This window comes from Olsenella sp. CU969 (genome assembly GCF_905219715.1).
Lineage (GTDB): Bacteria > Actinomycetota > Coriobacteriia > Coriobacteriales > Atopobiaceae > Granulimonas > Granulimonas faecalis.
Genome location: NZ_CAJMXC010000051.1, coordinates 1 through 13,427, shown reverse-complemented (window position 1 = coordinate 13,427; position 13,427 = coordinate 1). Strand labels below are relative to the sequence as shown.

Sequence of the window (13,427 nt, the reverse complement as noted above, 5' to 3'; positions counted from 1 at the left end):
TACGAGGAAGGAACACCCATGCGCGTCAACCAGGCCATTCTCCACAGCTACGAGGGCAAGTCCTGCGTCAAGGTCTTCTCCGAGGCACCCATGGACCTCGCCGACGACGAGGTCAAGCGCTATGTGACCTCCCAGGCCCGCCGCGCCCTCTCCAACCTGGACGCCCGCCGCGGGGCCTTCCTGCCCGACAGCGCCTTCGCCAAGGAGGCCGTGGCCTTCTTCCGCGGCAACGCCGACTTCGCCCCGTTCACGGCCGGCGCCGCCGAGTTCCTCATCGGCCAGATGGGCCAGATGGAGGAGACCCCCTCGNTCGACCTGCTCTTCATNGACTTCGAGGGCCGCGAGGAGGAGACCGTGGACGGCCTGGGCGAGGAGGACATCGAGATGATGTACCGCTCCCAGGCGCCGCGGTACTTGGCCATCGTGATGTTGGAGAGCCGCCGCGCCTACATGCACGAGGTGGGCCGCGACGAGCTGGGCCACACCCTGGCCTCCATCGCCCGGCATCACGCCATCCTGCCCAACCACTCCCAGAAGNTGCGGTCGTTCGCCGTGGTGTCGGCCACGGGCGACGTGCGCTTCTGCGACGAGCCCCGGGTGGTGGCCGGCCGCAGCGTGGAGCTGCTGCCCGAGGCCCTGCTCCAGTGCACGAGCGAGGCCTCGAGCAAGGAGGTCGTGCAGGGGGTGTGCGACCTCGTGGGGGCCGTGGCCGACGAGTTCGGCGCCAACCCCGCCGCCGCCGTGGCCCGGGCCAAGGCCTATGTCTCCGAGAACGCCGAGACCGACGAGGTCCTGGTCCCCGAGCAGCTGGCCCGCGACGTCTTCGCCGACGCCCCGCAGATGCACGACCGCTTCGTCGAGGAGGCCGCCGAGCAGAACCTGCCCGACCGTGTGTCGGTGGAGCCCGAGGTGGCCCGCCGCGTGGCCGCCAAGCACAAGATCCGCACCGACACGGGCGTCGACATCACGTTCCCGGCCGAGTACGGCAAGAACCCCGACTNCCTGGNGTTCGAGAGCAACCTCGACGGCACGCTGAGCATCCGCATCAAGAACGTGGGGGCCATCGAGAACCGGTAGGACCCAGCGCCTACGCCCGGGCCGCCATCCACTCCGCCATCTCGGGCATCGCCGGCTGCACCGCGATNCCGATNAGCGTGGGGCCGGTGTGCACCAGCAGGTCCGGCGAGAGCCTGGAGCGGATGAGCCCGCAGGCGTTGCCCACNTTCTCCTGGAGCAGGGCCACGTAGCGCTCGGGCATCGGGTCGTCGCCGGTGGCNGAGGCGCAGGCCAGCACCACGTCCTTGTAGAGCCTCGCGCGCTCGGCGANGAGGNCCACCGTGGCCTTGAGGGCACGCTCGCGGCCGCGGCACTTCTTGACCGTGCGGTACCTGCCCTCCTCGTCGCACTCGAAGATCGGCTTGATGTTGAGGGCGGAGCCCAGGCGGTAGGTGGCCTCGGAGATGCGACCGCCGTGGCGCAGGAACGAGAGCTCGTCGAGCGAGAAGAGCACCCACGTCTGCTCGGCCTCGGCGTTGCGGNGCCCCTCCAGCAGGTCGAAGTCCACGCCGGCCTCGACCATGAGGGCGCAGTCCATGACGGTCATGCCGGCGGCCACGCCGATGGACCTGGTGTCCACCACGGCCACGGGGAAGTCCTCCATCTGNTTGGCCACGAGGTGGCAGGTCTGGTTGGTGGCCGAGAGCCCCGAGGAGATGGTCACGACGACGGCCTTCTCGTAGCCGTCGGCTCTGGCCTGCTCCAAGGTCTCCCTGATGGAGGCGGGGCTCGGCAGCGAGGTGGTGGGGATCTCGGTGGAGAACCGCTCGATCACCTCCTCGGCCGTGATGTCCACGCCGGAGCGGAAGCTGCCCTCGGTGTAGTTGATCTGGAGGGGGATCTGTCTGATGTCGTGCGCTTCGGCGAAGTCCGCTGGCACGTTGGTGCCGGTGTCGGTCACGACGGCTATCTTCTGGGCGTTCATGGAGGCGTGTCACCCTTTCGGTTGTGCAGGGGCAGGTGCTCGGTGGCCATGCCCCCGGGTACCTACCCCGTGTTCGCGGTGGATTTGCCGACGGGGCCCTCCGTTCCGGAGTCCCCGAGGCCTCCATACTATCTGTTAGCGAGCTGATAAAATCGACGTTCGATGAATCGACGGCGTACTAAGGANCCGCTTGCCATGGCACAGAACCAGCACGTCGACGGTGGGGAGAAGCCCATCGTCATCATCTCGGAGCCCAAGGTCAGGGAGCGCCGCAGGAAGCGCCTCCGCCGCCAGAAGCTGACGTCCAACGGCACCGTGGCCGCGGCGGTCATGGTCTTCGCGGCCCTCGTGGCCGTCGTGGTGGCCAACACCCCGGCCTACGAGGCGGTGCACCACTTCCTCATGGAGCCCCTCACGCTGGGCGTGGGTCCCCTCGTGGGCACCCTCTCGGTGGAGGTGTTCGTCAACGACTTCCTCATGGCCGTCTTCTTCCTGCTCGTGGGCATAGAGCTCAAGTACGAGATGACCGTCGGCGAGCTCAAGAACCCGCGCCAGGCCGCCCTGCCCATGCTGGCGGCTGTGGGCGGCGTGGTCGTGCCCGCCCTCATCTACGTCGCCTTCAACGTGGGCGGCCCCGGCATCGGCGGCTGGGCCATCCCCATGGCCACCGACATCGCCTTCGCCCTGGGCGTCATGAGCCTGCTGGGAGATCGCGTGGCCCCCGCCACCAAGGTCTTCTTCTCCACCCTGGCCATCGCCGACGACATCCTCGCCATCGTGGTCATCGCCCTGTTCTACGGCCACGCCCCGTCCATCCCCTGGCTCGCGGCCTCCCTGGCCTGCGTTCTGGTCCTCGCGCTGCTCAACTACGCCCGCGTCTACACCGCGCGCAGCTACGTGGTGGTGGGCCTGGCCCTGTGGTTCTGCATGTTCAACTCGGGCATCCACGCCACGCTCGCCGGCGTGGTGCTGGCGCTGTTCCTGCCCTGCACGAGCGACATCCGCCTCACGGCCCTGCGCCCCTGGCTCGAGTCCAAGAGCCGCGAGCTCGACAACGCCTACGACGGCGACCTGGACGTCCTCGGCCAGCACGGGTTCACCCGCNTCGCNTCGGGCGTCGAGCGCGTCATGCACCGTGTGACCCCNCCGCTCCAGCGCATGGAGCACGCCATCACGGTGCCGGTGAACTTCGTCATCCTGCCGATTTTCGCCTTCGTGAACGCCCAGGTGCGCCTCATCGGCGTCGATCCCATGGCCATCGTCTCCGACCCGGTGACCCTCGGCTCGTTCTTCGGCGCCCTCGTGGGCAAGCCGGTGGGCATCATCCTCGTCACCTGGGTGCTGGTGAAGGTGGGCTTCGCCCGGCTGCCNCACGGCGTCGACTGGCACCAGGTCACCGGCGTGGGCATCATGGGCGGCCTCGGCTTCACCATGTCCATCCTCATCTCGGGCCTGGCCTTCACCGAGCCCGCCGAGGTGCTGGNGGCCAAGTGCGCANNCCTGTCNTGCTCGGTGGTCGCCGCCGTCGTGGGCTGCGTCTACATGATGGCCACGGGCCGCAAGGGGAGGGCGTCGTCCGAGGGGTGACGTCGCCTCCCATGTCCTGCCAACAAGGCGCGCCCTCCCCGGCACCGGTCCGGGGAGGGCGCGTCCCTTTTCTTCGCGATAGGGGCATCCCGCGGGGGCGACTCAGCTCACGATGCCGTAGCGGCGCCCNCAGCCGTGGGCGGCCAGGGTGGAGTTGATCTGGTCGCAGAACTGCGGCCGCGTGAGNCCCATGGGCGGCAGGAGCGAGACCACCTCCACGAGGTCCTCGGAGAGGTCGTGGGACTGGGCCAGGACCAGGGCGTCCAAGCGGTCTGCGCGCGTCTCNGTCGCGAAGAGCAGGTCCACGAGGCGCTGGAGCTCCCCGTGCTCGGGCGATTCCTGCCAGGTCTCCGACATCGCTGCGCCCCTTTCCCCGGCGGCCTGTTTCGGGCGCGCGAACANGCCCGCCGACCGGGCCATCATAGCAAGCCGCTCGGCGCCGGGCCGTCTATACTTCTCTGTCAGCCGAAGCCCACCGGACCCGAGGGGGACCCATGGACAACGTGTACCTCGCACTGGACGACGCGGCCCTCGCCGCGGAGGTCGACCGCCTGCAGGCCGACGTCGACGCCCTGGCCGCCAAGGGGCTCTCCCTGGACATGGCCCGCGGCAAGCCCTCGCGCGAGCAGGTGGACCTCTCCCGGTCCATGCTCGACGCCCTCGACTCCGGTTCCTGCCTGGAGGACCAGGGCCAGGACGCCGCCAACTACGGCGTGCCCGACGGCCTTCCCTCNGCCCGCGCCCTCATGGCCTCCCTCNTGGGCGNCCCNGCGTCCCAGGNGGTCGTGGCGGGGTCCTCCTCGCTCAACCTCATGTTCGACTGCGTGGCCCACGGCTTCGTCCGCGGCGTCCGCGGCGCCAAGCCCCAGTGCGCCCAGGGTCCGCTGCGCTTNCTCTGCCCGGCCCCGGGCTACGNCCGGCTCTTTGCCGTCACCGAGCACTTCGGCTTCGAGAACGTGCCCGTGCCCATGACGCCGGAGGGCCCCGACATGGACGTCGTGGAGGGGCTCGTGGCCGACCCGTCGGTCAAGGGCATCTGGTGCGTGCCCAAGTACCAGAATCCCTGCGGCATCACCTACTCCGACGAGACCGTGCGCCGCATGGCGGCCCTTCGCCCCGCCGCACCNGACTTCCGCGTGTACTGGGACAACGCCTACGCGGTCCACGACCTCTACGACGAGGGCGACGAGCTGCTGAACATCTTCGACGTGCTGGCCGGGGAGGGCCGGGATGCGCTCGTCTACGAGTTCGCCTCCACCAGCAAGGTGACGTTCCCCGGCTCCGGCATCGCCGCCGTGGCCGCCAGCCCGGCCGACATCGCCGACCTCAAGGGCTCCTTCGCCGTGGAGCGCGTGTGCCCCGACAAGATGTCCCAGCTCATGCACGTGCGCTCCTTCCCCGACGTCGACGCCGTGCGCGCCCACATGGCCCGGCTGGCCGAGGTCCTGCGCCCGCGCTTCGAGCTCGTGGAGCGGCGCCTCTCCGAGGGCCTCGGCGAGACCGGCTGCGCCACGTGGACCACGCCCCGCGGCGGCTACTTCGTCTCCTTCGAGGGCCCCGAGGGCTCGGCCTCGCGCATCGTGGAGCTCTGCCGTCGGACCGGTGTGACCCTCACCGGTGCCGGCGCCACCTGGCCCGGCGACGATCCCAGGGACTCCAACATCCGCATCGCTCCCAGCTACCCCACNCTGGAGGAGCTCGACGCCGCCCTCGAGGTCTTCTGCGTCTGCGCCCGCCTTGTGAGCGCACAGCTGGCCGCCGAGGCCCGCGGACTTCGTTGAAGTTCTGGAGAATGGGTTGCATCTGATTGAAGCGCCGGGGGTTGGTATAAGCTTCCCCCTTGCTTCGAGAAGTCTCNTTACGGACCTATGCGTGGAGGTGCTGTGGCCGGTTCCAAGAAGGGCCGTAAGAAGCCCACGGGCAAGGAGGTCGCCGTCGTCGTGGTGTCGGTGATCATGGTCGTGTCCATCCTGCTGCCCTCCTTCTCCCAGATATTCGCGTCCCAGCCCACCACCTCGTCAGCACCCACGTCCTTCGACGGGGCGGCCTCCAAGTACCGGCCCGAGGTGGACAGCGCCAAGGAGGCCGTGGACCGCGACGGCGGCGACAAGGCCGCCCAGCTCAAGCNCGCCCNGGCCTGCTACCAGTGGGGCATCTACGCTGAGTCCTANGCCGGCAACGACGACGAGCAGTCCGAGGCCAAGGAGCTCCTCGACCAGGCCCGGCAGGCCTTCGGCGCCTACCTGAACCTCGAGGGCTCCCTCGAGAGCGACGAGGCCAGGAACGCCGCCGTGGACCGCGCCCTGTGCGACTACTACGCCGGGGACACCGCGGCTTGTATCGAAAGCCTTAAATCCGTTGCGGACGAGACCAATTACGCGCCCGCGTGGGCCAACCTCGGTATGATGTATCAGAATCAGGGAAGCACCCAGGACGCCATGGACGCCTACCAGCACGGCATCGACGCGGATCCCGACGGCGCCGCGGGCGTCAAGAGCTACTGCGAGCAGATGCTCTCGAGCCTCAAGGGCTCGGCCGCCAGCGAGTCCGGCGGCGCCGAGGCGCTCTCCCAGAAGTTGGACACGACCCAGCCCTCCTCGTGACCGAGGGATGTACCACCCGCACCGTTGGCTGATCCGCGCCCGAGGCGCATGAAGAGGAAGAAGAGGAAGGCCCCCATGTCTCTCTCTGTGAAGACCGAAAAGACGGGATCCCACGTCGACGTCGTCATCCTCGGCGAGGTGGACGTCTCCTGCGCNCCCGACCTCACCGAGGCCCTGGCCAGCGTCCTGGAGGACGACGTNGCCACCATCGACGTCGACATGGCNCAGGTGCCCTACATCGACTCCACCGGCATCGGCGTGCTCGTGGCCGCCGCGCACCGCGCCCAAGACGCGGGCNCCGAGCTCACCGTGAGCCGCCCCCAGCCCAACGTCCTGCGCGTCCTCACGCTCCTCGGCGTGGGCTCCGAGTTCAACGTCAACGAGGCCTAGGCGGTCTCTTCAATTCTCAACTCTTAAGGGAATCTTGCACCCAGGTTGCCTAAGCCTTAAAGTATGGGCTTACATGCGCTGAACCCGTGGGGACCGCCGCATCCGACGGTCCCCATTTCTATGCAGGGAGGGGGTGCCCCGATTGTTTGGCATCGGAGACACCGAGTTCGTCCTCATCGTCATCTTCGCGTTCCTGCTCTTCGGGCCCGACAAGCTGCCGGGCATGGGGCGCACCATCGGCCGCGGCCTCAGGCAGTTCCGCGAGGCACAGGACTCGGTCACCAAGGTGGTCCAGTCCGAGGTCATCGATCCCATGACCAAGGCGGCCTCCGCCGGTGCCGACGGCGTCAAGGCCAAGGTGGCCACCGACGAGGACGCCGACATCGAGGCGGCCGACCTCACCCGGCGGAGCGCCGAGACCTTCGCCGAGCGCAAGGCGCGCCTGGCCGCCGAGAAGGCCGCCCGCGACGGGGCCGCGGCCGGCGGCGCCGCCGCGGCCGCGAACGACGCGGCCGATGCGCCCGCCGTTCCCGCGTCGGCCGAGGAGCCCGAGTCCGAGGCGGCTCCCGCCTCCGAGCCCGGGGCCAACCCCCGCAGCGCCGCCTCCCTCTACGGCCTCGCGCCCAAGGCGCCCGCGGCCGATCCCAGTACCGCCGCCCCCGAGGACCCGGCACCCGCCGGGGCCGCAGACCCCGCAGCCGGAGAGGAGGGAGGGAGCCGCGCCTAGCGCTCCCGTCCGCCCATGCCCATCGGACCCGCACGCATGCCCTTGATGGACCACCTCGGCGAGCTGCGCCGCCGGCTCACCATCATCGTGGTGGCCGTCGTCGTCTGCGCCGTGGCCGTCTACANGGCCACGCNCACCATCATCGACATCGTCATCGACCCCATCCGCGGCTTCCTGCCCAACGGCGGCAAGCTCGCCATCATGAGCTCTCTCGGCGGCTTCACCATCCGCTTCAAGGTGGCCTGCTTCGCGGCCGTCATCATCACGTGCCCCATCATCATCTGGGAGGTCCTGGCGTTCTTCCNGCCGGCGCTCAAGCCCAACGAGCAGCGCTGGGTNGTGCCCANGGNGGGGGCCATGGTGGCGCTGTTCTTCCTCGGCATGGTGTTCTGCTACTTCGTCATCCTGCCGGCGGCCTTCGGCTGGATGATCGACCAGTCGAGCGCCTTCGCCACGGTGCTGCCCAACGCCGAGGACTACATCTCCATCATCATGCTGCTGGAGATAGGCTTCGGCATCGCCTTCCAGGTGCCCCTCGTGATCTTCTACCTGTCGATCCTGCACCTGGTGACCTACAAGACGTTCCGCGAGAACTGGCGCTTCNTCTATGTCGGGCTCCTGGTCTTCTCGGCCGTGGTCACGCCCGACGCCAGCCCGGTTACCATGTTCTTCATGTTCGCCGCGCTCGTCATGCTCTACGAGGNGTCCCTCGCCGTGGCCCGCGTGGTGTTGGTGCGGCAGGACGGGCCGGAGTCGCTCCGGTGGACCCGCGAGGACTACGAGCTCCACGCGGAGCGCGCCGACGACTAGAGGAACCGCAANCGCCGGGGGTCCGCACGATGGGCGGGCCCCCTTGAACCTATGAGGGAGTGAGAGCCGTGGTACNCGTCATCGCCGAGNAGAACGACGCGGCCAAGCAGATAGCCCGGCTCCTGAGCNAGTCCGGGAGGCCCGAGAACGACAAGGTCTACGACACGCCGGTTTACCGCTTCCGCCGCGGGGGCGACGACTGGGTGGCCGTCGGCCTGCGCGGCCACATCCTGGCCCCCGACTTCCCGCGGGAGCTGCACTACGCCGACGGCGAGGGCTGGTTCGCCGTGGACGAGGACGGCGAGGTCCTNGCCGCCGACGTCCCCGANACCCTGCCGAGGCCCCCGTTCGACGGCGGTCTCAAGAAGGACGGCACCCCCAAGAAACCCCGCAAGCCCTACCTGCCCGACGGCATCGACATCAAGGGCNGGAAGGTGCCGAGCCTGCCGTACCTCGTGTGGGCCCCGGTGGAGAAGAAGCCGGCCGAGAAGGGCATCATCCGCGCCCTCAAGAACCTGGCCAAGAAGGCCGACGAGGTGGTCATCGCCACGGACTTCGACCGCGAGGGCGAGCTCATCGGCTCCGACGCCCTCTCCCAGGTGCGCATGGTCAACCCCGACGTCCCGGTGACCCGCGCCCGCTACTCCGCCTACACCAAGGCCGAGATCGACCACGCCTTCGACAACCTCGTGGAGCTCGACCAGGACCTCGCCGACGCCGGCGAGAGCCGTCAGTACATCGACCTCATCTGGGGTGCCGCCCTCACGCGCTACCTCACCATGGCCCGCTACGGCGGCTTCGGCAACGTGCGCAGCGCCGGTCGCGTGCAGACCCCCACGCTCGCCCTCGTGGTGGAGCGCGAGCGCGAGCGCCAGGCGTTCGTGCCCGAGGACTACTGGGTCATCCAGGGCATGGGCGAGAAGGACGGCGAGGAGTTCAGGATCTCCCACGCCAAGGGTCGCTTCTGGAAGGCCGAGGAGGCCGAGGAGGCCTTCGCCGCCGTGAAGGGGGCCACCGAGGGCACCGTGCGCGCCGTCACCCGCAAGAGCCGTACCTCCAAGCCCCCCGCGCCCTTCAACACCACGTCGCTCCAGGCCGCGGCCGCGGCCGAGGGGCTCGCGCCCGGCCGCACCATGCGCCTCGCGGAGTCGCTCTACATGGACGGCCTCATCTCCTACCCCCGCGTGGACAACACGGTCTACCCGTCGTCGCTCGACCTCGCCGCCACGGCCAAGGCCCTCAGGAAGGTGCCGGCCTACGCCCCTGTGGTCGACCAGATCCTCTCGGGCGGCCCCGTCAAGGCCACCCGCGGCAAGCAGGAGACCACCGACCACCCGCCCATCTACCCCACGGCCCCGGCCGACCCCGACAAGCTCGAGCCCGCGGCCTGGAAGCTCTACAACCTCGTCGCCCGCCGCTTCCTCGCCACCCTCATGGGCCCCGCCGTCATCGAGGGCACCAAAGTGGAGNTCGACGTGGCCGGCCAGCCGTTCCTGGCNTCCGGTGACGNGCTNAAGACCAAGGGCTACNGCGCCATCTACCCCTACGGCCTCAAGAAGGACGAGCAGCTGCCCGCCATGGCCGAGGGCGACGTCGTGGCCGTGCGCGACGTGGCCTGCGAGGCCAAGCAGACCGAGCCGCCGGCGCGCNACAGCCAGGGCCGCCTCATCCAGGAGATGGAGAGGCGCGGCCTGGGCACCAAGTCCACCCGTGCCTCCATCATCGACCGCCTCTTCCAGGTGAAGTACCTCAAGAACAACCCCGTGGAGCCGAGCCAGCTGGGCATGGCCATCATCGACGCCCTCGACCGGTTCGCCCCCACNATCACCACNCCGGAGATGACGAGCACCCTCGAGGACGACATGACCCGCGTGTCCGAGGGCGCCACGAGCGAGGCCGCCGTGGTGGACCGCTCCCGCGCGCTGCTCNCCGGCATGATGGACGACCTCATCGAGCACACCGACGACCTCGGTGAGGCNATCGCCGACNCCGTGACCGCNGACGCCCGCGTGGGCGCCTGCCCTAAGTGCGGCAAGGACCTCGTGCTCAAGAACTCCGCCAAGACCCGCTCCNGGTTCATCGGCTGCATGGGCTGGCCCGACTGCGACGTCACCTACCCGGTGCCGGGCCGCAACACCGACAAGATCGAGCCGCTCGAGGAGCCGTGCCCCGAGTGCGGCGCCCCGCGCCTCAAGGTGTGGCCGTTCCGCTCCAAGCCCTACGAGCAGTGCGTGAACCCCGTGTGTCCCACCAACCGCGAGCCCGATGTCGTGGTGGGCACCTGCCCGGTGTGCGCCGAGGCCGGCCGCCACGGCGACCTCGTGGCCCACAAGAGCGAGAAGACCGGCAAGCGTTTCATCCGGTGCACCAACTACGANGAGTGCGGTGTGAGCTACCCGCTGCCCCAGCGCGGCAAGCTGTCGGCCACNGGCGAGACCTGCCCCCACTGCGGGGCCCCCGTGGTGGAGGTGGAGACCGACCGCGGCCCCTGGCGCATCTGCGTGAACATGGACTGCCCCGGCAAGGAGAAGAAGGCCAAGGGCGCACCCCGCGGCCGCGCCCGCACCGCCCGCAAGCGCTCGTAGCCGCACCCATACCACGGGAGGTCTGTCATGAAGGTCCTGCTCATCAACGGGAGCCCCCACGCCGGCGGGTGCACGCGCACCNCCCTCAACGAGGTGGCCGGCGTCCTCANCGANTGCNGCGTCNAGNCNCNGGTCAAGAACGTGGGCGCCTCGGTGCGCTCCGGCTGCCTCGCCTGCGGCCGCTGCAAGCGGACGGGCCTCTGCGCCCTCGACGACGTGGTCAACGAGGTCATCGAGCTCCTGCCGGGGGCCGACGGCCTCGTCGTGGGCTCGCCGGTCTACTACTCCGGCGCCAACGGCGGCCTCTGCGCGTTCATGGACCGNCTGTTCTACGCGGCCTCCAANCGCCTGGCCTTCAAGCCGGCGGCCGCCGTGTGCAGCGCGCGCCGCGCCGGCACCACGGCCACGTTGGAGCGGCTCAACCAGTACTTCCTCATCAACAANATGCCCGTGGTGCCGTCCCAGTACTGGAACATGGTCCACGGCAACAGCCCCGAGCAGGTGCGCCACGACGCCGAGGGCCTGCAGACCATGCGCACCCTCGGCCGCAACATGGCCTGGATGCTCCGCTGCATCGCNGCGGGCCAGGAGGCGGGCGTCGACCGTCCGCTCCACGAGCCGGGCGTGCGCACCAACTTCATCGGCGACTGACGTGGCGGCGGGACGCCGCCGTCGTTGGAAGGAGACCCCTTGTCCAGGAGAAAGCTCGTCATCACCGGCGCCAACGGCTACATCGCGAGCCTCGTGGCCCTGTACAACGCGGACCGGTTCGACATCGTGCCCGTGACCCGNNCCGACGTCGATTTCGCCGACCCCGAGGCCGTGCGCGCGCACNTCTCGGCGCTGGACTTCGACCTGCTCCTCCACACCGCCGCCGTGGCCGCCACGGCCCTCTGCGAGAACGAGCCCGAGATGACCCACCGGGTGAACGTGGAGTCGCCCATTGCCCTCGCCGAGGTGTGCCGCGACAAGGGTGCGAGGTTCCTGTTCATCACCACCGAGCAGACCTTCAACGCCAAGACCGCCGGCGCGCCCTTCGCCNAGGACGCCGAGNCCGAGAGCNACTCCCACTACGGCCGCCAGAAGACCGAGGTGGACACCTGGCTCGCCGCCTCCGACGTCGACCATGTGACCCTGCGTCTCTCCTGGATGATGGGCCTGCCCCTCCACGGCGTGCGCCCGAGCCCCAACGTGGCGCTCCAGGTGCTCGAGGCCGTGCGCCCCGGCGCCCCGGCCTCGTTCANGGTCCACGACCGCCGCTGCCTCACCTACGCCCAGAACCTGGCGGACTCCTTCGCCCAGGTCTGCGAGCTGCCCCGCGGCACCTACAACTTCGCGGCCGANACCGACGGCTCCGTGTACCAGTGCGCCCGGCGCCTGGCCGCGGCCTTCGGCGCGACCGCCGAGGAGGTCGACGCCCTCATCCGCCCGGACCTCGAGAGCTACGCCGACCAGCCCCGCGACTACCGCCTCGACTCCTCCAAGATCCGCGCCGCGGGCATCGACCCCGGCACCTTCGAGGGCAACGTGGCCGCCGTCATGGNCNACNTCGNCTTCCNCGAGAAGCCCTTCTAGGAGGCCGTCGTGGAGCGGGGAACGTTCATAACCCTGGAGGGGACCGACGGGTCGGGCAAGACCACCCAGGCGGCACGGCTGGCGGCGGCCCTCGAGGCCGCGGGCCGCGAGGTCGTGCGCCTGCGGGAGCCCGGCGGCACCGCGATCTCAGAGAAGGTGCGGGCCCTCCTGCTGGACCCTGCCAACGGGGCCATGACGGCGCCGTGCGAGCTCCTCCTCTACGAGGCCTCCCGCGCCCAGCTGGTGGGGGAGGTCGTGGGGCCGGCCCTGGCCCGCGGCGCCTGGGTGGTGTGCGACCGGTTCGCCGACTCCACGACGGCCTACCAGCGCGCCGGCCGAGGCCTGCCCGCCTCCATGGTGGAGGGGGCCAACGCCCTGGCCTGCGGCGACTGCGTGCCCGACGTCACGCTCTGGCTCGACGTCAGCCCGCGTCGCGCCTTGGGGCGCGCCCTGTCCGGGGGTTGCGACCGCATCGAGGCCGAGGGCCTCGCCTTTCAGGAGCGCGTGCGCGCCGGCTANGAGGACGTCTGGCGCCGCCACGGCGACCGCGTGGCGCGCGTGGACGCGTNGGGCACCCCCGACGAGGTCTGGGGCGCCGTGGTGGCGGCCCTCGCCGAGAGGGGCGTCCATGTCTGAGACCGCCGTGCCCCCGTGCCTCTCCGCCCTCGACGGCCAGCCCCGGGTGAGGCGCTTCCTCGCCGACGCCCTGGCCCAGGGGCGCGTGGGGGCCGCCTACCTGTTCTGCGGCACTGCGGGCGAGGAGGCCCACAGGGCCGCCGTGGCCCTGGCCCAGGCCCTCGTGTGCCCCCGCGGCGGCTGCGGCGACACGGCCTCCTGCGACGACTGCCGCCTCGTGGCGGCCGGCGACCACCCCGACGTGACGATCCTGTCGCCCGACTCCGCCACGGGCTACCGCATCGAGCAGGTGCGCGACGAGGTCATCGCCCGCGCCCAGAAGACGCCGGTGCGCTCGCCGGCGAAGGTGTTCGTGCTGGAGCGGGCCGACCAGCTCCGCGGCGTCTCGGCCAACGCCCTGCTCAAGACCATCGAGGAGCCCCCGGGCGACACCCACTTCATCCTCTGCTCCCCCGCCCCCGACCTCGTGTTGCCCACCATCGTGAGCCGCTGCCAGGTGGTGCCCTTCGCGCCCGCGGCCGCGGGGCACACGG

General features: G+C 70.2%; 11 protein-coding genes and 2 pseudogenes. 11 read left to right on the top strand and 2 right to left on the bottom strand.

The features are described from left to right. Nucleotides 1–1,077, top strand: a 1,077-nt coding sequence (locus tag JX283_RS06045) for a nucleoid-associated protein (protein ID WP_204829774.1), incomplete at its 5' end; no start/stop codon positions are given. Nucleotides 1,078–1,087: 10 nt separating this feature from the next. On the opposite strand, the gene JX283_RS06040 is transcribed toward JX283_RS06045, so the two are convergent. Further along, a complete protein-coding gene (locus JX283_RS06040; protein WP_204829773.1) occupies nt 1,088–1,981 on the bottom strand; it encodes a DegV family protein in 894 nt (297 codons plus the stop codon). Between the two features lie 195 nt (nt 1,982–2,176). Here JX283_RS06040 and nhaA point away from each other — a divergent pair, with 195 nt between their 5' ends. Next, nucleotides 2,177–3,568 (top strand): Na+/H+ antiporter NhaA, encoded by a 1,392-nt coding sequence (gene nhaA, locus JX283_RS06035; RefSeq protein WP_204829772.1) that lies wholly within the window; start codon nt 2,177–2,179, stop codon nt 3,566–3,568. A 102-nt stretch (nt 3,569–3,670) separates the two neighbouring features. Here the strand turns inward: nhaA and JX283_RS06030 are convergent, their stop codons facing one another. Next, entirely contained in the window at nt 3,671–3,925 is a 255-nt protein-coding gene (locus JX283_RS06030; RefSeq protein WP_204829771.1) for a hypothetical protein, read from the bottom strand. A gap of 137 nt (nt 3,926–4,062) precedes the next feature. Between JX283_RS06030 and JX283_RS06025 the strand changes: the two genes are divergently transcribed. The 9 genes and pseudogenes from JX283_RS06025 to JX283_RS05985 form a co-directional block, all read left to right on the top strand. Continuing rightward, complete coding sequence (locus JX283_RS06025) at nt 4,063–5,349, top strand: aminotransferase class I/II-fold pyridoxal phosphate-dependent enzyme (protein WP_204829770.1); 1,287 nt, start codon at nt 4,063–4,065, stop codon at nt 5,347–5,349. Between the two features lie 909 nt (nt 5,350–6,258). Then, the gene (locus tag JX283_RS06020) at nt 6,259–6,561 is read left to right on the top strand and encodes an STAS domain-containing protein (RefSeq protein ID WP_239652500.1); all 303 of its coding nucleotides are present in this window, start codon (nt 6,259–6,261) and stop codon (nt 6,559–6,561) included. 133 nt (nt 6,562–6,694) lie between these two features. Next, nucleotides 6,695–7,288, top strand: a complete 594-nt coding sequence (locus JX283_RS06015) for a twin-arginine translocase TatA/TatE family subunit (RefSeq protein WP_239652499.1) — start codon at nt 6,695–6,697, stop codon at nt 7,286–7,288. A gap of 15 nt (nt 7,289–7,303) precedes the next feature. Beyond that, complete coding sequence (gene tatC, locus JX283_RS06010) at nt 7,304–8,098, top strand: twin-arginine translocase subunit TatC (RefSeq protein WP_204829768.1); 795 nt, start codon at nt 7,304–7,306, stop codon at nt 8,096–8,098. Between the two features lie 68 nt (nt 8,099–8,166). Then, the gene (locus tag JX283_RS06005) at nt 8,167–10,683 is read left to right on the top strand and encodes a DNA topoisomerase I (protein WP_204829767.1); all 2,517 of its coding nucleotides are present in this window, start codon (nt 8,167–8,169) and stop codon (nt 10,681–10,683) included. Between the two features lie 27 nt (nt 10,684–10,710). After that, the gene (locus tag JX283_RS06000; RefSeq protein WP_204829766.1) at nt 10,711–11,334 is read left to right on the top strand and encodes a flavodoxin family protein; all 624 of its coding nucleotides are present in this window, start codon (nt 10,711–10,713) and stop codon (nt 11,332–11,334) included. A 39-nt stretch (nt 11,335–11,373) separates the two neighbouring features. Next, nucleotides 11,374–12,258: pseudogene (locus tag JX283_RS05995) on the top strand (NAD(P)-dependent oxidoreductase). Between the two features lie 9 nt (nt 12,259–12,267). Beyond that, nucleotides 12,268–12,894 carry a dTMP kinase gene (gene tmk / locus JX283_RS05990; protein ID WP_204829765.1) on the top strand — a complete coding sequence of 209 codons (627 nt, stop codon included), beginning with the start codon at nt 12,268–12,270 and terminating at the stop codon, nt 12,892–12,894. Beyond that, nucleotides 12,887–13,427, top strand: a pseudogene (locus JX283_RS05985) (DNA polymerase III subunit delta'); the annotation flags it as partial. The gene tmk and the pseudogene JX283_RS05985, both read left to right, overlap by 8 nt.